Genomic DNA, 16989 nt, shown 5'->3' on the forward strand with positions numbered 1-16989 from the left:
CGGGCCCTACTGCGGGGGGCTGCGAGGCGCTAGGGTCTGCCTCGGTGGGGGGAACGGCACGGTGGGTAATCGGGGAGGACACCCATGGTCGGCAGCGGGCCAGAGCTCGACCCGGACGACCTACCGGACGGCCTGGTGGTCGCCGACGGGCGGGGCCGGGTGGTCTGCTTCAACCGGGCCGCGGTCCGGCTCACCGGCGTGCTCCGGGAGGTCGCGCTCGGGCAGGCGCTGGAGGACGTCCTCCCGCTGGAGGACCTGGACGGCCGCCGCTGGTGGCAGCTGACCGACCCGTACGGCGGCCTGGCCACCCGTACCGGCCAGCCGGAGCGCAACCTGCTGCTGCCCGGCGGTCGCGAGGTGCTGGTCTCCGCCCGGTACGTCCGGGCCGTACCGCTGGGCCCGCCGGAGCGCCTGGTGATCGCGCTGCGCGGCACCGAGGCCCGGCGCCGCACCGAGCGCAGCCACGCCGAGCTGATCGCCACCGTCGCGCACGAGCTGCGCTCGCCGCTGACCAGCGTCAAGGGCTTCACGGCCACGCTGCTGGCGAAGTGGGAGCGGTTCACCGACGGGCAGAAGCGGCTGATGCTGGAGACCGTGGACGCCGACGCCGACCGGGTCACCCGGCTGATCGCCGAGCTGCTGGACATCTCCCGGATCGACGCGGGCCGGCTGGAGCTGCGCAAGCAGGTGGTGGACCTGGCCGCCGCGGTGCGCCGGCACGTCGAGCGCAAGGTCGCCACCGGCATCCCGGAGGAGCGCTTCGACGTCCGGATCAGCGAGTCGCTGACCGTCCTGTGGGCCGACCCGGACAAGGTCGACCAGGTGCTGGCCAACCTGCTGGAAAACGCGGTGCGCCACGGCGAGGGAACTGTCACGATCGAGGTGGCACCGGCCAAGGAGGTCGTCGAGGCACCCGTCTGGGAGCGCTCCGGCACCCCGCCCCGCATCGTGGAAGGCACCGCGGTCACCGTGAGCGACGAAGGAAGCGGCATCCCCGAGGAGTCGATGCCGCGCGTCTTCACCCGCTTCTGGCGCGGGTCCAAGCGCGGCGGCACCGGTCTGGGCCTGTACATCGTCAAGGGCATCGTGGAGGCCCACGGCGGTTCGATCCGGGTCGACCGCGCCCCCTGCGGCGGCGCCCGGTTCCGATTTATCCTGCCCGCCAGCGTTCCGGACTTCATGTTCTGAGGTCCCGCTGGACGGGCATCGCGGCAGGCGCGCTACGCGCTGCGACTACACTCGACCTTTGGCGTTGTGGGACGCCCTGTGCGGCTGAGCCGCGGACACCCCTCTTCCCCGTCGTGCGGAGAACGGCTGCCCGTGCCCCGGCCACGCCGGGCGTAGCGCAAAGGTCCCCTCCTGCCCGAGGGCGGGCGAGGAGGGAGAGCCACCCTTACCTGAGCACGGACGAGCAGGAGCACGGGAAAGATAGAGATGTCGGCACCCAACAAGTCGTACGACCCGGTCGAGGTCGAGGCCCTCAAGCCCGAGGTGGTGGAGCAGGCGCGGGACGAGGCCGTCGCCGCCTTCGCCGCCGCCAGCACGCTCGACGAGCTGAAGCAGGCCAAGGTCGCCCACACCGGCGACCGCTCCGCGCTCTCCCTCGCCAACCGCGAGATCGGCGCCCTGCCCCCGCACGCCAAGGCCGCCGCAGGCAAGCTGATCGGCCAGGCCCGCGGCGCCGTCAACCAGGCCCTCGCCAAGCGGCAGGTCGAACTGGAGGCGGAGCGCGACGCCCGCGTGCTGGTCGAGGAGGCGGTGGACGTCACGCTGCCGTACGACCGCGCTCCGCGCGGCGCCCGGCACCCGCTGACCACGCTGGCCGAGCGCATCGAGGACACCTTCGTCGCGATGGGCTACCAGGTCGCCGAGGGCCCCGAGGTCGAGGCCGAGTGGCTCAACTTCGATGCCCTCAACCTGGGCCCGGACCACCCGGCCCGCTCGATGCAGGACACCTTCTTCGTCCAGGCCCCGGACGGCTCCGCCGACTCCGGCGTGGTGCTGCGCACCCAGACCTCCCCGGTCCAGGCCCGCACCCTGCTCGACCGCGAGCCCCCCGTCTACGTCGTCTGCCCCGGCCGGGTCTACCGCACCGACGAGCTGGACGCCACCCACACCCCGGTGTTCCGCCAGGTCGAGGGCCTCGCGGTGGACGAGGGCATCACCTTCGCCGACCTCAAGGGCACCATCGAGGTGCTGGTCGAGAAGCTGATCGGCGGCGGCCTGGAGCTGCGCTGGCGCCCCTCGTACTTCCCGTTCACCGAGCCGAGCGCCGAGATCGACCTGCAGTGCTTCGTGTGCCGCGGCGAGAGCGTCGGCAACCCGGACCGCCCCTGCCGCACCTGCTCGTCCGAGGGCTGGATCGAGCTCGGCGGCTGCGGTGTGGTCAACCCGCGCGTGCTGGTCGCCTGCGGCGTCGACCCGAACCGCTACAGCGGGTTCGCCTTCGGCCTGGGCCTGGAGCGGATCCTGATGAATCGTCACAACGTCGCCGACATGCGCGACATGGTCGAGGGTGACGTGCGTTTCACCCTCCCGTTCGGGATGGAGATCTGATGCGCGTCCCGCTTTCCTGGCTGCGCGAGTACGTCGACCTGCCGGCCGGCGAGACCGGCCGTGACGTGGCGGAGCGCCTGGTCCGGGCCGGCCTGGAGGTCGAGACCGTCGAGCAGCTCGGCGGCGACCTCAAGGGCCCGCTGGTGGTCGGCGAGGTGCTCTCCATCGAGGAGCTGACCGGCTTCAAGAAGCCGATCCGGCACTGCTTCGTCAACGTCGGCGACGCCAACGGCACCGGTGAGCCGCAGGAGATCGTCTGCGGTGCCACCAACTTCGCCGTCGGCGACAAGGTCGTCGTGGTGCTCCCGGGCGCCGTGCTGCCCGGCCCCTTCCCGATCTCGGCCCGCCAGACCTACGGCCAGACCTCGGCCGGCATGATCTGCTCCGCCCGCGAGCTCGGCATGGGCGACGACCACGACGGCATCATCGTGCTGCCGCCGGAGTTCGAGCCCGGCACCGACGCGATCGAGCTGCTCCAGCTGGTCGACGAGGTGCTGGACATCGCCGTCACCCCGGACCGCGGCTACTGCCTGTCCCTGCGCGGCGTCGCCCGCGAGGCCGCCGCCGCGTACGGGCTGCCGCTGGCCGACCCGGCGCTGCTCGACGTGCCGCCGGCCAACTCCTTCGGCTACCTGGTCAAGGTCGCCGACCCGGCCGGCTGCGACCGCTTCGTGGCCCGTACGGTCGTCGGCGTCGACCCGACCGCCAAGTCCCCGATCTGGCTGCAGCGCCGCCTGCAGAAGGCCGGCATCCGCCCGATCTCGCTGACCGTCGACATCACCAACTACGTGATGCTGGAGGTCGGCCAGCCGCTGCACGCCTACGACAAGCAGCGCGTGGAGGGCCCGATCACGGTCCGTCGGGCGGAGCAGGGCGAGACCCTCACCACCCTCGACGGCGTGAAGCGCACGCTCTCCGCCGAGGACCTGCTGATCTGCGACAACAGCGGCCCGATCGGCCTGGCCGGCGTCATGGGCGGCGCCTCCACCGAGATCCTCGACCCGGCCGCCGGCCCGGGCACCACCGAGGTGATCATCGAGGCGGCGCACTTCGACGCGGTCGCCATCGCCCGCGCCGCCAAGCGGCACAAGCTGCCCTCCGAGGCGTCCAAGCGCTTCGAGCGCGGTGTCGACCCGGAGGCCGCCCGCGCCGCCGCCCAGCGCGCCGTCGACCTGCTGGTCCTGATCGCCGGCGGCACCGCCGAGGCCGGGGTCACCGACATCGCCGCCCCGCACCCGGTGCGCACCATCACCATCGCCGCCGACCTGCCCGACCGGGTCGCCGGCACCGCGTACGGCCGCGAGACCGTCACCCGGCGCCTGCAGGAGATCGGCTGCTCGGTCGCCGGCGCCGACATCCTGGAGGTCACCCCGCCGACCTGGCGGCCCGACCTCACCGACCCGTACGACCTCGCGGAGGAGGTCATCCGGCTGGAGGGCTACGACAACGTCCCCGCCCGGATGCCCAACGTGCCCCCGGGCAAGGGACTGACCGAGGCCCAGCGCACCCACCGCCGGATCGGCGTCGCGCTGGCCGGGGCCGGCTACGTCGAGGTCAACAACTACCCGTTCCTCGGCGAGAGCGCCTTCGATGCGCTCGGCCTGGAGCCGGAGGACCGGCGCCGCCGCACCGTCAAGCTGGTCAACCCGCTCAACGACGAGGAGCCGGCGCTGCGCACCACGCTGCTGCCGGGCCTGCTCGGCGCGCTGCGCCGCAACGTCGGCCGGGGCAACACCGACCTGGCGATCTACGAGACCGGCACCGTCTTCCTGCCCAAGGACGAGCTGACCGTGGCCCCGCGCCCGGCCGTCGACCACCGGCCGAGCAACGAGGAGCTGGCCGAGCTGGACGCCGCGCTGCCGGACCAGCCGCGCCGGGTCGCCGTCGCCCTCACGGGCGAGCGGCTGCCCTCCGGCTGGTGGGGCCAGGGCGCCCAGGCCTTCTGGGCGGACGCCGTCGAGGCGGCCCGCACGGTGGCCCGCGCGGCCGGTGTCGAGCTGACCGTCCGCCAGGGGCAGCAGGCGCCCTGGCACCCGGGCCGCTGCGCCGAGCTGGTCGTCGCCGGCACCGACCGGGTGGTCGGCCACGCCGGTGAGCTGCACCCGCGCGTCGTCAAGGCGCTCGGCCTGCCGGCCCGCACCAGCGCGATGGAGGTCGACATCGACCTGCTCACCGCCGACGGTGCCGAGAAGGTCAACGGCCCGGCCGTCTCCGGCTTCCCGGTGGCCACCCAGGACGTCGCGCTGATCGTCGACGCCGCCGTCCCGGCCGCCGACGTGGAGGCCGCGCTGCGCTCCGGCGCGGGCGAACTGCTGGAAGCCATCCGGCTGTTCGACGTCTTCACCGGCGAGCAGGTCGGCGAGGGCCGCAAGTCGCTGGCGTACGCGCTGCGCTTCCGCGCCGCGGACCGCACGCTGACCGCCGAGGAGGCGACCGCCGCCCGTGAGGCGGCCGTCGCCGAGGCCGTCGCCCGCACCGGCGCGGTGCTGCGCGGCGCCTGATCGCGCCCGGCCCAAGGGCCTCGTCCGGACCTCGGTCCGGGCGGGGCCTTTTGCCTTTCCTTGGGTTGACAGCCCGTCACCATCTCCACTTAGCTCATTAACTATGGAACTAGATAAAGGTGACCAGACCTCCCCGGTCGAGTTCCGTCTGGACCCGGCCTCCGGCGTCCCGACCTACCTGCAACTCGTGCAGCAGGTCGAACAGGCGCTGCGGATGGGCTGGTTGACCGAGGGGGACCGCTTGCCCCGGGTGCGCGAGGTGGTGGCGGGGCTGGCGATCAACCCCAACACCGTGCTCAAGGCGTACCGCGAACTGGAGCACCGTGGGCTGGCGGTCGGCCGGCGCGGCCAGGGCACCTTCGTGCGTGGGCTGCCCGCCGGAGTGGTGCCGCTGCGCGAACGGGCCGCGCTGCGGCGGGGGCTGCTGGACTGGATGCGCTCGGCGCGGAACGCCGGGCTGGACGAAGGGGGGATGGTCGCGGTGTTCGAGGACGCGCTGCGCGACCTGCGCGAGGGCCGGGACGGGGTGGTGGCCTGATGGCCGCGGACACGGTGATCGACTGCGGCGGGCTGGGCAAGCGCTACCGCCGCTCCTGGGCGCTGCGGGACTGCAACCTCGCCGTCCCGGCCGGGCACGTGGTGGCGCTGGTCGGCCCGAACGGCGCCGGCAAGTCCACCCTGCTGGGCCTGGCCGCCGGACTGACCCTGCCGAGCGAGGGCATGTTGTCCGTCCTCGGCGGTCAACTCCCGGGCTCGCCCGAGGGGTTGGACCGGATCGGCTTCGTCGCCCAGAACGCCTCGCTCTACCCGGGCCTGCCCGTCCGCGATCTGCTCCGGATGGGCGGCCACCTGAACCGCCGCTGGGACGGGGACCGGGCGCGTACCCACCTGGACGGCCTCGGCATCCCGCTGGACCGCAAGTACGGCCGGCTCTCCGGTGGCCAGCAGGCCCAGGTGTCGCTCGCCCTGGCCCTCGCCAAGCGTCCTGAACTGCTGCTGCTGGACGAGCCGTTGGCGGCCCTGGATCCGCTGGCCCGGCACGACTTCATGGCCGTGCTGCTGACGGCCGTGGCCGAGGACGGCCTGTCGGTGGTGTTCTCCTCGCACGCGGTCAACGAGCTGGAGCAGACCTGCGACTACCTGGTGGTGCTCGGCGGTGGCCGGGTCCAGGTGGCGGGGGAGGTGGACGACCTGGTCGGCGGCCACCGGATGCTGACCGGCCCGACCGCGGAGGCGGACGAGGTCGCCGACCGCCTGCCGGTGGTCCGCGAGCGCCGGGCCGGCGTCCAGTCCCACCTGCTGGTCCGCACCGGCGGCGTGGACGCGCCGGTCTCCGACGGCTGGCGCCAACAGCGTGTCGGCCTGGAGGAGTTGGTGCTCTCCTACTTGCGCGAGCCGGCCGCCTCCGCCCTGCCCGGCCCGCGCGGGGCCGTCCGTACGTCCGAGAAAGCGATGCTGTCATGAGTGCCGTCACCGCCGCTCCCGCCGCGCTGCCCCGCAGCGGGGCGATCCGGGCGGCCTGGCTCCGCCACCGGTCCGCGCTGCGGATCCTGCTGGGCGTCCTCGCCGGGCTCACCCTGCTGCTGGCCGTCACCGGGTACTTCCTGCACGCCGGGTTCGAGCGTTCCGGTGCGGGTGGCTGCGACATGGCGACGCGGGCCTGCAACGAGCGGTGGAAGGAGTTCCTGCGCGAGTACGGCACCGAGCTGACGGTCGGCGGGAACATCGTCTACTTCCTGGGCGGAGCCTTCGGCGCCTTCGTGGGCGGTCCGTTGCTGGCGCGGGAGTTCGAGCACGGCACGGTCCGCTTCGCCTGGACCCAGGGCGCCGGGCGGACCCGGTGGACGGTGGGTGTGCTGGCCGTCGTGGGCGGTGTGCTGGCGGCCGCGACGGTACCGGTGGCCGCGGTGTTCAGCTGGTGGATCGCGCCGATGGCGGGGGAGTCGGGCCGCTTCCTGCCCCTGCTCTTCTCGGCCGCTCCGCCCGCCCTGGTCGGCCGGGTCCTGCTGGTCTTCGCGGTGGCCGCGCTCGCGGGCGCGGTGCTGCGGCGGACCGTGGTGGCGGTCGGGATCGGTGTGGTGGCCTCGGTGGTGACCACTCTGGTGGCCGAGTCCCTGCGCTTCCACTACCGAACCCCGCTGGAGGACACGGTGCACACGCTGGCCCAGTCCTCGGTCGACCACCGCTGGGAGGGGAGCGTGTGGTACGCCGATCCGGCCGGGAACCGGCTGAGCGGTGGTGATGTCTACGACCTGGGACACGACTACTACGGCGCCGAGAAGCTGGTGAGCGAGGGGGGCTACTCGGTGCACGAGACGTACCAGCCGGACGGACGCTACTGGTCGTTCCAGTTCATCGAGCTGGGCTGGATGCTCCTGCTCGCGGTGGCGCTGTGCGCGGCGACGGTCTGGTGGGTGCGCCGCCGGGCGGTCTGAGCGGAGAAATCTGAAGAGGTTCTGTCAAAACCCTTGCGGGGGTGGGGGTTCGGGGCGCTAATTTCCCGTTAGGAAAGTTTCCTAACCTCCCGAGGAAACGGAGCATCGTATGCGTCCCCAGCACCACCGTGCCCTGCGCATAGCCCTCGCCGCCGCCCTGGTGGCCGCACCCGCCACGGTCGCGGCCGCCGGCGCGGCCGCCGCCGCCCCGGCGGCCGCGGCATCCGTCCAGCTCAAGGGAGTCGGGCTGGACGACCCGCACAAGAAGGACATCGCGATGCAGCTGGTGTCCAGCGCGGAGAACTCCTCGCTGGACTGGAAGGCCCAGTACAAGTACATCGAGGACATCGGCGACGGGCGCGGCTACACCGCCGGCATCATCGGCTTCTGTTCCGGCACCGGTGACATGCTCGACCTCGTCCAGCACTACACGGACCTCAAGCCCGGCAACATCCTCGCCAAGTACCTGCCGGCCCTGAAGAAGGTCAACGGCAGCGCCTCGCACTCCGGCCTCGGCACCCCCTTCGTCAAGGACTGGGCCACCGCCGCCAAGGACACCGTCTTCCAGAAGGCCCAGGACGACGAGCGCGACCGGGTGTACTTCAACCCCTCCGTCAACCAGGCCAAGTCGGACGGCCTGCGCGCGCTCGGGCAGTTCGCCTACTACGACGCCATCGTCATGCACGGCCCCGGCAACAGCTCGGACAGCTTCGGCGGCATCCGCGCCGCCGCCATGAAGAAGGCCAAGACCCCGGCCCAGGGCGGCGACGAGGCCACCTACCTCAAGGCCTTCCTGGACGCCCGCAAGGTGGTCATGAAGAAGGAGGAGGCGCACTCCGACACCAGCCGGGTGGACACCGAGCAGTCGGTCTTCCTCAACGCGAAGAACTTCGACCTCAACCCGCCGCTCAAGTGGAAGGTCTACGGCGACAGTTGCGCCATCAACAGCTGACGTGACGCAGGACGGGGCCCGGGAGCGGCATGCTCCCGGGCCCCGTCGCCGTCCGCCGGCCGGTGCTCAGGCGCTCGCGGTGTAGTCGTAGAAGCCGCGGCCGGACTTGCGGCCCAGCAGGCCCGCGTCGACCATCCGGGAGAGCAGCGGGGGAGCGGCGTACAGCGGCTCCTTGTACTCGTCGTACATGAGGCGTACTTGCATGACAGGCCGGTTGCAGCCGCCTTGCACCTCTTGAGCTGCGAATACAGTTCCTCATAATTCCTCAGCTTTTCTCGGGGGTCCTCGCTTCGGACCTCCCCAGGTGCTCCCCAGTTTCCCCGGGAACTCCCCAGATCTTCCCGCTCGGGACGTACGTGAGCCGCCCCGTACCCTCCACATGGGGGGTACGGGGCGGCATCAGGGGTCGGTAGGATCCCGACAGCCTCCCACAGCATGAGGGTCCCCTGCCGGCCCCGAGATCCCCGCTCCTCAGCGCCCGATGCAAGCGGGCACTGCGAAGCGGGAGTTTGAGGCCGGGCCGGCCGCCATCAGGCGGCCGGCCCGAGCTGCTAGCCCCAGATGGTGTCGTCGAGGGCGGCGGCGCTCGCTGTGACGGTTGGCGTGGGACTGGGCTGGGGCGGTACGGCCCCCCAGATGGTGTCCGCAACGTGCGTCGGGCTATCTACGGGCGTCCCCGCGGAGAGCCCGATGCCGACGGCGAGGCCGATGCTGGCCAGGATGCCGACGACGACGGCGCGGTAGGTCTTGCGCTTGGGCATGGCAAACACCCCTTTCGCTGCTGCTCGGCAGCCTGTGGTGTGGGTGGGTCAGGTGTGAAAACCCCGTGCACTCATGGTCCAGTTGGTTCGCCTTTGAATCAAGCGTTCACGCGATACGCTCCGAAGTGTGCACTCAAGTGCATCCAGACATTCAGGGGATAGCGTGCAAAGTAGGGTGAAGTCGGACGCTGATGATGGCTGATGATGGTCGACTTTTGCTTACGAGTGCATCAAAAGAGTTGTACTTGCGGATGCTTGACGGTGAGCGGGCCCCAGACGACGGCGCCGACCTCAGGCTGCTGATCCAGTCGCAGCTTGTGGAGCGCCACCCGGACACGGGTGAATGGGAACCGTCCGACGCCGACGTGGTCATCCACCAGTGGCAGACCACTCTGCAGACCATGGCAGGAACGTTCCTGGCCGAGGCCCAGTCGGTACCGATCCAACTGCGGGAACTGAGCGACGCCTACCGAAAGGCCCGCCCGAAGCTCACCCCGATCGAGTACGTGGTCGGCACTCAGGCCATCAACGAGCGAATCGGTGCGGCCGTGCGGGAAGCGCGTGAGGAGCTCCTCAGCGCCCAGGCCTCCGGTCCACGGCCGGCCCATGTCCTGGCCGCCTCCTACGTGCAGGATATGGCCGCACTCGAACGCGGGTTGAAGCTGCGAACGATCTACCTGCCATCGGCTCGCACGGACGAACCCACTGCGCGGTGGGCCAAGACAGTGACTGAGCGCGGGGCGCGGATCAGAACCGCAAGCCATCTCAGCCGCATGATCATCATTGACCGTCGGCTGGCCGTGACATCGGTGCTGACTCGCGGGGAGCCGGACCCGGTGGCAGTGGATCGTGCGGTCTTCATTTCGGACGAGACCGTAGTCCAGTTGCTGGTTGCCGCATGGGAACGGGACTGGGAACGTGCAGATCCCTGGGATGGCACCGACAGGGGCGTCACGCTCACGTCGTTGCAGACGGCGATCCTCGACGGCCTTGGGCGCGGTCTTGACTGGGAGGAGATCGGGGCCGAACTGCACATCTCGAAGCGGACCGTCGCCAACCGGCTCGCCGAACTGCGCGAGGCGACGGGGTCGCGTTCGATCGCCCAGCTTATGTACTGGTACGGCACGCGTCGTTGATCAGTCCTGATCAACCGGTGTTGTCCGGGGTGCAATGACGGCGGTGAAGGTGCCGCCAGCTGCCGTGAACTGCAGGTTCATCCGGCCGTCGCGCCGGATGTAGTCGTCCGCCCATGCGGGGTCACTGAGAATCAGGTCGAACCCGACGCGGTCCGTAGCGATGAGGGGAAGTTCGGCAAGGAGCTTTCGTAGGGCGGAAACCGCCGCTGCCAGCGTCTCGTGCTCAGACGGCTCGATCAGGCCCTCGACGGTGAGGGTGTAACTCACGTGTGCTCCCGGTTCAGTCCCCCCGGACTGCGGTGGGTCGATCCTATCGAACTAGTAATCGATAAATGGCGGCATATCGGTACAGACTTTTGATCATGATCCGGTCAGCGTCAAGAGGTGCCCGCCCCGTACAAACCTGATGACCAGCAGATCCGCGACCGACGGGACGTCGGGGCACGGATCCTCTCACTCCGACGACAAGCTGACCTCACTCAGGAACGGCTCGGAGAGCGGGCAGGCGTGGACCGAAGGACTGTCGGCCGCATCGAGAACGGCCTCGTCCCCCCGACGCTGGATCAGCTCAGCGCGATCGCACGGGCAATCGGGGTCCCGCTTTGGAGGCTGTTCCGCGACAGGTGACCCTGGCCGGCCGGCCCGCCGAGGCGGCCGGCCAGGGAGTCGGGGGGCTACTCGGTCGGCGGCGGGGGCGGCGGAGGGTCGGACTTGGGAGCCTTCGGGCCGCCGATCCCTCCACTTCCGCCGCTGGGGTCCTTCTGAGGGGTCATGTCGTCCTCCTCAATCTCCAGTGCCGCCGGACATGTCGGCGGTGGCATCAGGGGGTGTACACGCGACCGGTTGGGCCCGCGGGAAGCGCGGCCTCGCTGGTCGCGCCACCGGCCCTGGTCGTGCGGGTGGACAGTGCCGCTCATGGCGACCTCCTCTTGATGGTCGGACCCGCCATCGTGGCGCGTCCGCGATACCCCCGTGGCACGGTTCCGGTCATCCATCACGACCCCTCGTGGTCCACCTCCCGGAGCGCCGCCGCGACGTCGCCCGCTCGCCGGGACGCGTCGTCGTACGACGCCGCATCGGTTGCGGCCCGCCCGTCCTGGACGGCGTCCACCAGGTGGCCCAGCTGCTCGAAGAACGCGTCATCCGGGTCGCTCATGCACTTCTCCTTGGGTGACCCCAGGGCTAGCCCTGAGGGAGTTACTTCCGATCGGTGATCACGCCGTCTGACTCGCCTCTCCGTAATGCTGTGACCTACCGGTAGGCCAGAACCAGCAGCGCGGTCACAACCGCCAGCCCTGCCACGGAGACCGCGCACGCCGCCGCCAGGCAGTTGGGCGGACCTTCGCGATGCCTACCGGTCACCGGTGCTTTGCCTCGTGGTGACGGCGCATCCGAACACGTGCGTCCACTGCCCCCGCGTGGTCGCGCCGACGTTCAGCCTCGGCGTGCTGTCTGGCCAGCCGGGTGCACTCCGTACAGCGGGAACGGGGTGCGAGCAGGGTTCCAACCGGTGTTCCCCCGGCGGCGCTCACTCGGCGACCGTCCGCATCGGGAAGGCCCGGTACCCGGCGAGGTTCACCCGGCCACGGGTCCACTCATCGGCGCTCTCCCGGATCGAAAACTCAAGCGGCCGCGGCCCGGTGCCAGCGGTGACCAGGCCGCCGGTCTCGGCGTCCCGGATCACCCACGGGCGCCGCCCTCGCTGGTCGGCTGGCAGCTGCACGACGGTGTACCGGGCCGCGACGCGCTGCCGGCAGGTCAGCCCGTCGCCGTACGACACCCGTACGACAGCGACGGCATCCCCATCAAGGCCAAGCGTCCAATCGGTGGACTTGTCACCGTTCATCCAGCGCTCCAGGTCGCGCGTGTCGCCGCTGCCCACCAGCCGCTCCATCGCCCGCAGCTGGTACTCGCCGATCGGCAACTCGCGCAGCGTCTGCCACAGGATGTCCAGCGCCTGCAGCGCCGGCGCGGTGACCGGCTCCAGGTGACCGTCCACCGAAACGGTGAGATCGTCGGTCAACATGTCCTCTCCTTGATGGTGATGCACTTCGGGTGGGCCACGATTGCCCAGCCGAGCGGGGCCCGCCCAGGGCCGGTGGGGGTGTAGACGTGGCCGGCGGGGACCAACTCGCCGTCCTCGCCGCCGCAACAGATGCAAGCCTCGGCCTGGAGCTGAGCCCTGTTGGGCGCTGGCTGATGCGTCGTCACAGGCACAGCATCAACGCCCTGTGAGGACGTCACTAGGGTCACGGTGGGTACCCACCGTGACACCGCGGTGGCCGCTACCCTCGTGACACCATCAACTCGGGAGGCAACGTGTCCGCACCGGAACCGCTCCCCTCGCATGTCCTTGCCGACCCGGCGTTCGCGGCAGCCTGCTCTGCTCGCCGAATCGGCACCGTGTTTCAGACCGCCAGGCGTGCAGGCATCAGCCCGGCTCAGATCGCCCGTCGCACGGGCCTATCCATTAGCAGGGTCACCGAGATCATGAGCGGTCCTCGGGAGGTCTCCAGCATGGGGGTCATCGAGCGCATCGCCGACGGCATGCGAATCCCCGGACGCATGCTCGGCCTCGCCGACCGCCCGTGGGAGACAACCCCTGGACCGACGGCCTACCAGCCCGCCGCCGTACCTGAGACCTGGGAAGTCCTCGACATGCTGTCCCGTTCCACCGCGTCCGACGCTGCCCTCGCGAACCTTGAGATGGCCGTTGCCGACGTCGCCTATCGTTATCCCGAGACACCGCTCGATGAGTCCGTCTCCACACTCAAACGCCAGCTCGCCAGCGTGCACGAGCTGCTCAGCCGGCCTCAGACCCTCAAGGCTCGTCGGCGGTGCACCCAGATACTGACCGTCGTATCTGGGCTACTTGCGTTCGCGCACCACGACCTCGGTGACCGCGGGCGCTCCGACGCCCACTTTCACCTGAGCGCCGTAGCTGCGGGAGAGGGGGAGGCAGACGACTTGGCCGCGTGGCTGCTGACCATGCAGTCCATCGTTGAGTACACGGCTGGTCGCTGGGACACCGCCGCGACGCTGCTCCAGCAGGCCGCTGGCCTCTCCCAGGTGGCCAGTCCCCGACGGCGCGCTTGGGTTACAGCGAACCTCGCTCGGGCGCTCGCAGCCACAGGTCGGCAGGCCGAGGCGCTGGCCACGTTGGACGAGGCCACCTACCTGCTCGACATTGCCAGCACAGAGCCGCTCGGCGGGCTGGACTTCTTCACATCACCGCGCCTCGACGGTCTCGCTGGGGAGACCTACGCACACCTCGGTGAGCACAAAGCTGCTGCCAGCCTCCTAGAGACGGCCATCCGGTGCCGTGCCGAGGCCGACATCAAGGGGCGCTCCGTACTTACCGTCGACCTCGCAGAGTGTCAGCTGGGCCAGGGGGACCTCGACGCCGCATGCTCTACCGCCAATGCTGCCCTCGACCTGGCCGGGGACGCTGTTGCGCACCGGCTCGTCCTGCGCGCCCGCCAGTTCCAGGCTGCCCTTACCCCATGGCAGTCCGCACGCCCGGTGCGGGAGCTCACGGCGCGCGTGAGAGAGTCGAGGTACCAGCTTGCACGCGCGTGAGGAGGTCCCAATGCCGGGGTCGGAGTGGCCGGTCTACGGCCGACGGCAGGTCTACGGCTCCCCGTGGGTCGAGGTGTGGCTGGACGACGTCGACATCCCCGGAGTCGGCCGGATCGAGCATCACGTGCTCCGCATGCCCCGGGCCTCCACCACCGCCGTCGTCACTAACGACCAAGGCGAGTTTCTCCTGATCTACCGACACCGGTTCATCACCAACCGCTGGGGCTGGGAGGTCCCGGCGGGCTGGGCCGAGCCGGGCGAGGATCCAGCAGCCGCAATCGCCCGCGAGGTCGAGGAGGAGACCGGGTGGCGGCCCGGACGGGTCGAACTGCTGACCGAGTACGACGCCATGGCCGGCATCTCGGACGCCCATTTCCGCTCGTACCACGTCACCGGCTGCACGCGGGTCAGCGAGCCGGAGGACATCTCCGAGGCAGCCCGGGTTGAGTGGGTCCCGGAGGCCGAGGTGATCAAGTTGCTGACCACCGGAGAGATCTCCGACGGACCGTCCCACGCCGCGCTCTCCTACTATCTCGGCCCGCATCGGCTCACCGATCGCCCCTGAACTGCGTTGTCCGAGGCCGGTCGTACGATGACGCGACAACGAGCAGGCCTAACCGATTTGGTCACAGGTCGGCCACACGGTGAAGACCGGCGCCCGGCTGCCCGGTAGGTTCGTGGCCCACCGGCCACAGGAGGACCCATGCCCAAAGTCGTAACCCGCCGCAAGATGGGGCCGTTCGCCCTCACCGGCCACATCTTCATGATGTTCCTGACCTGCGGCCTGTGGATCCCGGTCTTCCTCATGGCGCGCCGCGGACGCAAGACCGTCACCAAGTACCACGGGTTCGACGGCCAGTACCCGCCGCAGGGCTGACCCCGAACACGACGAACGCCCCCGCCCGGCCCTCCCGAGGGAGAGCTGAGCGGGGACGCGCTGTGTCAGTGCGGCTGCTGTAGTCCCTTGACTGCCTCCTCGATCCGGTTCACCGCGTCCCTCAGAGACAGGCCCGAGTTGGGGTGGAGCTCGTGCTCAATCCGGTCCAACCGCTCCATCACGCCCGGACGCCCCGGGACGCCCGGGCGGGACGGCGTCCCCTGCCAGTCCTCGGTGAACGTCTCCATGACGTGAGTCAGCCGCCGCACCGTCCGCCAGACCACCGCCAGAGCGCCGGCGAGAGCAGTGCCTACCGCCGACCAGGCGACCAAGGTGTCAACGCTCACTGACCGCCCCGGATCTGCGGCACATCGGCCGCTCGCGCCGCGTTCACGTCCGCCCGCGGAGTGTGCCGGGCCTGGTACGCGGCCACCCCGGTGACGGCAGTCGGCAGCAGCGCCAGCAGCCACGGCGCCAGCCACCCCGGCAGCATCCCCAGGAGGCTGGGTTGGTCCTGCACCGTGGTGAGTACCTCCAGCAGGGCCGTCGACCCCAGGTAGGTGGCGAGCGTGGCCGCCTTGACCTTCGTCTCGATCGGTCCAGTTGTCATGATCATTGTCCCTTCTAGTCGGTGGTGGTGAAGCCGTGGGCGGCGCCGAGGCGGGCGAGACTGTCGTGACCGGGGATGCCGTCGGCGGCGGAGCCGCTGTAGCCGCAACGGTGCTGCCAACCGGAGTAGGCGGTGACCGTCAGGCTGCCGAACGAGCCGTCGACCCAGCGCTGTTCGAGGAGGCCCTCGTCCGCCAGTGCCTGCTCGACGATCTGCACCTCGGGCCCGTAGGTGGTGTGCCCCTGCTCGGCCGGCGGGTCCTGCTGGGCGGCGGCGATCACGTGCGTGAGGGACACCGTCCGGCTGCCGGGCAGGTTGCCGAGCAGCTGCCGCAGGGAGTCCGGGCCCGGGACGCCGTCCGCCGCCTGGCCGGTGTAGCCGAGGCTCGCCTGGTAGTCCGCGTAGTTCTCGGTGTCCGCGTCCGTCCAGTCCGGACCCGGGCCCTGCTGGTAGTGGGAGCCGAAACCGGCCGCGACCAGCGCCCGCCCGACCTCGGTCACCTGGTCGCCCTGGGCGCCGTAGCCGTACGCCAGGCCGTTGATGCTGGTCTGGTACCGGGCCGGAGTCGGGTCCGGCGTGGGCGAGGAGGTGGACGGCGCCGGGGGCTGGGGGGTGTCGACCTGCGCGGTCGGTGTCCCGCCGAGCGCCGGGTCCGCGCTGATCGTGCCCTCGGGGTAGTCCGGTATGCCGTAGCCGTACGGGCTGCCCTGGCCACGGCGGGGACGCTGGCGGGCGTACACTCCATCGCCCTGAGGCGACCCCCCGGAGTTCGTGTTGCCCTCGATGGTGTAGATCCACTGGTTGTCGTAGCCGGTGACCACGCCTACGTGGTCCTGGCCGGAGGTGCCCAGGTAGAACGGGCCGCCCAGCACGGGGTAGTCGGTCCAGCGGTTGTGCTGCTGCCACCAGTCCACCGCGGTGGCGCACGAGGCGGTGATCGGCCAGCGGTCGGCCATCCCCGACTGCGTCGCGCCCCAGGCGGTGAACGTCGCACACCACGCCTGCCCCTGCGACCACTCCAGGCCTGGGACGGCTGGGGAGTACTTCTGAATGTTGTTCCACGTGCCGTCGCTGTCGCGACCCTCGTGGTAGCCCACCTGACTGGTGAGCAAGGCGACGAACTCATCGCGCACGGATTCCTCCTGGGCATGAGAAAGCCCCCGGGCCGGTGGCACGGTGGCGGTGTGGGAGTTGAGGTCAGGTGAGTGGGACGGCCTGGTCGGTGCAGGTGGCGCCGAATGTGGTGTAGTGCCGCATGACGATGTCGAGGCCGGCGGCCGCGAAGGCCTGGGCGACCTGGCGGGGGTCGCGGATCCCGCCGGTGTAGTAGGACAGCCGGTCCGGCCAGCCGGGAATGTCAGCGTCGGACGTGAGCCCGTAGACAACCCACTCGCCCGGATCGAGGCTGGGTCGGGCGACGGCGAGTAGCCACAGGTCTGCCTGCTGCTGCGGGGTGTTCGCCTGTAGCGGGGACAGCCGTCCGGCGCGGCCTGCGAGGAACTCGGCGACGGCGAGCGGCACGAGGCGGTCGATGAGCTGCTGTGGGGTGTCAGCCCTCAGGGTGGTGACGGTGTACACGGGT

General features: G+C 70.6%; 20 protein-coding genes and 1 pseudogene. 12 read left to right on the forward strand and 9 right to left on the reverse strand.

All coding sequences use genetic code 11. The features are described 5' to 3' along the window. Positions 1–84 precede the first annotated feature (84 nt). The 7 genes from ACIO5E_RS12355 to ACIO5E_RS12385 all read left to right on the forward strand — a co-directional run bounded on the left by ACIO5E_RS12355 (position 85) and on the right by ACIO5E_RS12385 (position 8444). Positions 85–1188, forward strand: coding sequence for an ATP-binding protein (locus ACIO5E_RS12355; protein ID WP_400666464.1), 1104 nt, complete (start codon positions 85–87; stop codon positions 1186–1188). A 246-nt stretch (positions 1189–1434) separates the two neighbouring features. Continuing rightward, on the forward strand, positions 1435–2556 hold the full coding sequence (gene pheS, locus ACIO5E_RS12360; protein WP_280681692.1) for a phenylalanine--tRNA ligase subunit alpha: 1122 nt from the start codon (positions 1435–1437) through the stop codon (positions 2554–2556). Beyond that, entirely contained in the window at positions 2556–5057 is a 2502-nt protein-coding gene (pheT, locus tag ACIO5E_RS12365; RefSeq protein ID WP_400666467.1) for a phenylalanine--tRNA ligase subunit beta, read from the forward strand. Before pheS ends, pheT begins: the two co-directional genes overlap by 1 nt. Positions 5058–5160: 103 nt before the next feature. Then, positions 5161–5595 carry a GntR family transcriptional regulator gene (locus ACIO5E_RS12370; protein ID WP_400666469.1) on the forward strand — a complete coding sequence of 145 codons (435 nt, stop codon included), beginning with the start codon at positions 5161–5163 and terminating at the stop codon, positions 5593–5595. Further along, positions 5595–6521: an ATP-binding cassette domain-containing protein gene (locus ACIO5E_RS12375; RefSeq protein ID WP_400666471.1), complete on the forward strand. Its 927-nt coding sequence runs from the start codon at positions 5595–5597 to the stop codon at positions 6519–6521. Before ACIO5E_RS12370 ends, ACIO5E_RS12375 begins: the two co-directional genes overlap by 1 nt. Further along, a complete protein-coding gene (locus tag ACIO5E_RS12380) occupies positions 6518–7492 on the forward strand; it encodes an ABC transporter permease subunit (protein WP_400666473.1) in 975 nt (324 codons plus the stop codon). Before ACIO5E_RS12375 ends, ACIO5E_RS12380 begins: the two co-directional genes overlap by 4 nt. A 109-nt stretch (positions 7493–7601) precedes the next feature. Continuing rightward, on the forward strand, positions 7602–8444 hold the full coding sequence (locus ACIO5E_RS12385) for a chitosanase (protein WP_400666476.1): 843 nt from the start codon (positions 7602–7604) through the stop codon (positions 8442–8444). Positions 8445–8510: 66 nt separating this feature from the next. On the opposite strand, the pseudogene ACIO5E_RS12390 reads toward ACIO5E_RS12385, so the two are convergent. Together ACIO5E_RS12390 and ACIO5E_RS12395 are read right to left on the reverse strand one after the other, a co-directional pair. Further along, positions 8511–8666: pseudogene (locus ACIO5E_RS12390) on the reverse strand (3-hydroxyacyl-CoA dehydrogenase family protein); the annotation flags it as partial. A gap of 329 nt (positions 8667–8995) precedes the next feature. Continuing rightward, positions 8996–9205: a hypothetical protein gene (locus ACIO5E_RS12395; RefSeq protein WP_400666478.1), complete on the reverse strand. Its 210-nt coding sequence runs from the start codon at positions 9203–9205 to the stop codon at positions 8996–8998. A 245-nt stretch (positions 9206–9450) separates the two neighbouring features. Here ACIO5E_RS12395 and ACIO5E_RS12400 point away from each other — a divergent pair, with 245 nt between their 5' ends. Beyond that, on the forward strand, positions 9451–10341 hold the full coding sequence (locus ACIO5E_RS12400; RefSeq protein ID WP_400666480.1) for a hypothetical protein: 891 nt from the start codon (positions 9451–9453) through the stop codon (positions 10339–10341). Here ACIO5E_RS12400 and ACIO5E_RS12405 read toward each other — a convergent pair whose 3' ends face one another. Beyond that, positions 10342–10608, reverse strand: coding sequence for a hypothetical protein (locus ACIO5E_RS12405; RefSeq protein ID WP_400666482.1), 267 nt, complete (start codon positions 10606–10608; stop codon positions 10342–10344). Between the two features lie 117 nt (positions 10609–10725). Between ACIO5E_RS12405 and ACIO5E_RS12410 the strand changes: the two genes are divergently transcribed. Then, positions 10726–10968 carry a helix-turn-helix domain-containing protein gene (locus tag ACIO5E_RS12410; RefSeq protein ID WP_400666484.1) on the forward strand — a complete coding sequence of 81 codons (243 nt, stop codon included), beginning with the start codon at positions 10726–10728 and terminating at the stop codon, positions 10966–10968. Positions 10969–11335: 367 nt separating this feature from the next. Here the strand turns inward: ACIO5E_RS12410 and ACIO5E_RS12415 are convergent, their stop codons facing one another. Beyond that, entirely contained in the window at positions 11336–11497 is a 162-nt protein-coding gene (locus ACIO5E_RS12415; RefSeq protein WP_400666485.1) for a hypothetical protein, read from the reverse strand. Between the two features lie 372 nt (positions 11498–11869). Continuing rightward, positions 11870–12364, reverse strand: a complete 495-nt coding sequence (locus ACIO5E_RS12420; RefSeq protein ID WP_400666487.1) for a hypothetical protein — start codon at positions 12362–12364, stop codon at positions 11870–11872. Between the two features lie 296 nt (positions 12365–12660). Here ACIO5E_RS12420 and ACIO5E_RS12425 point away from each other — a divergent pair, with 296 nt between their 5' ends. The 3 genes from ACIO5E_RS12425 to ACIO5E_RS12435 all read left to right on the forward strand — a co-directional run bounded on the left by ACIO5E_RS12425 (position 12661) and on the right by ACIO5E_RS12435 (position 14797). Further along, on the forward strand, positions 12661–13920 hold the full coding sequence (locus ACIO5E_RS12425; RefSeq protein WP_400666489.1) for a helix-turn-helix domain-containing protein: 1260 nt from the start codon (positions 12661–12663) through the stop codon (positions 13918–13920). Between the two features lie 10 nt (positions 13921–13930). Continuing rightward, positions 13931–14485 (forward strand): NUDIX hydrolase, encoded by a 555-nt coding sequence (locus ACIO5E_RS12430; RefSeq protein WP_400666491.1) that lies wholly within the window; start codon positions 13931–13933, stop codon positions 14483–14485. Positions 14486–14623: 138 nt separating this feature from the next. After that, positions 14624–14797: a hypothetical protein gene (locus ACIO5E_RS12435; protein ID WP_400666493.1), complete on the forward strand. Its 174-nt coding sequence runs from the start codon at positions 14624–14626 to the stop codon at positions 14795–14797. A 65-nt stretch (positions 14798–14862) separates the two neighbouring features. Here the strand turns inward: ACIO5E_RS12435 and ACIO5E_RS12440 are convergent, their stop codons facing one another. The 4 genes from ACIO5E_RS12440 to ACIO5E_RS12455 form a co-directional block, all read right to left on the reverse strand. Further along, a complete protein-coding gene (locus ACIO5E_RS12440) occupies positions 14863–15045 on the reverse strand; it encodes a hypothetical protein (RefSeq protein ID WP_400666495.1) in 183 nt (60 codons plus the stop codon). Positions 15046–15140: 95 nt separating this feature from the next. Next, positions 15141–15407, reverse strand: coding sequence for a holin (locus ACIO5E_RS12445; RefSeq protein WP_400666497.1), 267 nt, complete (start codon positions 15405–15407; stop codon positions 15141–15143). Positions 15408–15421: 14 nt separating this feature from the next. Then, on the reverse strand, positions 15422–16540 hold the full coding sequence (locus tag ACIO5E_RS12450; protein ID WP_400666499.1) for a peptidoglycan-binding protein: 1119 nt from the start codon (positions 16538–16540) through the stop codon (positions 15422–15424). 64 nt (positions 16541–16604) lie between these two features. Further along, positions 16605–16985: a hypothetical protein gene (locus tag ACIO5E_RS12455; RefSeq protein WP_400666501.1), complete on the reverse strand. Its 381-nt coding sequence runs from the start codon at positions 16983–16985 to the stop codon at positions 16605–16607. Positions 16986–16989 lie beyond the last annotated feature (4 nt).

Origin of the sequence: Kitasatospora sp. NPDC087314 (assembly GCF_044744365.1) — a bacterium.
GTDB lineage: Bacteria > Actinomycetota > Actinomycetes > Streptomycetales > Streptomycetaceae > Kitasatospora.

Excerpts from the sequence above, each read along its gene's own strand:
- ACIO5E_RS12395 (WP_400666478.1), bottom strand. The coding sequence starts at position 9,205 with ATGCCCAAGCGCAAGACCTACCGCGCCGTCGTCGTCGGCATCCTGGCC.
- ACIO5E_RS12435 (WP_400666493.1), top strand. The coding sequence starts at position 14,624 with ATGCCCAAAGTCGTAACCCGCCGCAAGATGGGGCCGTTCGCCCTCACC.
- ACIO5E_RS12375 (WP_400666471.1), top strand. The coding sequence starts at position 5,595 with ATGGCCGCGGACACGGTGATCGACTGCGGCGGGCTGGGCAAGCGCTAC.
- ACIO5E_RS12445 (WP_400666497.1), bottom strand. The coding sequence starts at position 15,407 with ATGACAACTGGACCGATCGAGACGAAGGTCAAGGCGGCCACGCTCGCC.
- ACIO5E_RS12440 (WP_400666495.1), bottom strand. The coding sequence starts at position 15,045 with ATGGAGACGTTCACCGAGGACTGGCAGGGGACGCCGTCCCGCCCGGGC.
- ACIO5E_RS12370 (WP_400666469.1), top strand. The coding sequence starts at position 5,161 with ATGGAACTAGATAAAGGTGACCAGACCTCCCCGGTCGAGTTCCGTCTG.
- ACIO5E_RS12415 (WP_400666485.1), bottom strand. The coding sequence starts at position 11,497 with ATGAGCGACCCGGATGACGCGTTCTTCGAGCAGCTGGGCCACCTGGTG.
- ACIO5E_RS12380 (WP_400666473.1), top strand. The coding sequence starts at position 6,518 with ATGAGTGCCGTCACCGCCGCTCCCGCCGCGCTGCCCCGCAGCGGGGCG.
- pheT (WP_400666467.1), top strand. The coding sequence starts at position 2,556 with ATGCGCGTCCCGCTTTCCTGGCTGCGCGAGTACGTCGACCTGCCGGCC.
- ACIO5E_RS12355 (WP_400666464.1), top strand. The coding sequence starts at position 85 with ATGGTCGGCAGCGGGCCAGAGCTCGACCCGGACGACCTACCGGACGGC.
- pheS (WP_280681692.1), top strand. The coding sequence starts at position 1,435 with ATGTCGGCACCCAACAAGTCGTACGACCCGGTCGAGGTCGAGGCCCTC.
- ACIO5E_RS12385 (WP_400666476.1), top strand. The coding sequence starts at position 7,602 with ATGCGTCCCCAGCACCACCGTGCCCTGCGCATAGCCCTCGCCGCCGCC.
- ACIO5E_RS12430 (WP_400666491.1), top strand. The coding sequence starts at position 13,931 with ATGCCGGGGTCGGAGTGGCCGGTCTACGGCCGACGGCAGGTCTACGGC.